This window comes from Rhodomicrobium udaipurense JA643 (assembly GCF_000636015.1).
In the GTDB taxonomy this organism is placed as follows: Bacteria; Pseudomonadota; Alphaproteobacteria; order Rhizobiales; family Rhodomicrobiaceae; genus Rhodomicrobium; species Rhodomicrobium udaipurense.
Map to the genome: position 1 here is coordinate 1 of NZ_JFZJ01000240.1, position 832 is coordinate 832.

Consider the following 832-nt stretch of genomic DNA (forward strand, 5'->3'; position numbering starts at 1 on the left):
CGCGGAGGATTCCTTCCGTTGTCGCTCAAGATGTGCATTGTCCAAGCGAACACCGGCGTGCGCGGAGGATAAATGCGCGCGGCCGTGCGGGGATGGCGCCCCGACCGTTAGAAGGGCACCGTTCGTGACATCGACAGCCATATGGTCGTATTCCTGCTGGAACTGCCGTCACACAGGCTCGCGAGGGACCACTCCGAAGCCACACTCCCGAACGCACGCTTGCCCGCCGACGCTCCGGGGCGCTTCAATTAGAAAGGCTGGCCTCGTGCGATGAGAGGACGGGCGCTGCCGCCGTTCCCGAGAGCACGAGCTTCGACGACCGTGCGGTCGCGCTTCCGCTCGCCACGCCACCCTTGGATGCGCCTCCGCTCGTCGCAACCGGCGCTTCCGCGCGGCGCGTGGACAACGTGCCGCTCACGGCAGCGTCGGGCAACGCGATCCTGAGCTTGCCCTCGATCTTCTGCCCCTCGTGCTGCCCCTGGACATCGAGATCCACGCCGTTGCCGGTCAGCGTGCCGTCGATGCGCGCCGCTGCAAAGGGAAACCGCTCTCTACCGCCCGCAGGAACGTCAGACCCTGCGACCGCAGCGCCCAGCGTGCGCCCCGCCACACCATCGAGCGATCCGCCGAGCGGAAAAAGAAGCGCGAAGCGTCCCGAAGCAGTGCCCGTCTCCGCCTGCGCCGCCTCTGCGCCAAGCGGCACATTCAGCCCCAGCCGCACCGTCGCAGGCCCGCGCACCGAAAGCGGCAGTTGCAGCGCTGACGCGAGCGCGCCAGCGTCGAGCCGTTTCGCCGTGCCGGTCACCCACATCGCACTCGGCCGCGCAGGGTC

At 68.6% G+C, this 832-nt stretch carries 1 protein-coding gene; it reads right to left on the reverse strand.

Annotation, left to right across the window (positions count from 1 at the left end):
* Window positions 1-244 precede the first annotated feature (244 nt).
* Window positions 245-832 (reverse strand): hypothetical protein (locus T281_RS19255; RefSeq protein WP_162173213.1); only part of this gene is annotated, 588 nt, incomplete at its 5' end.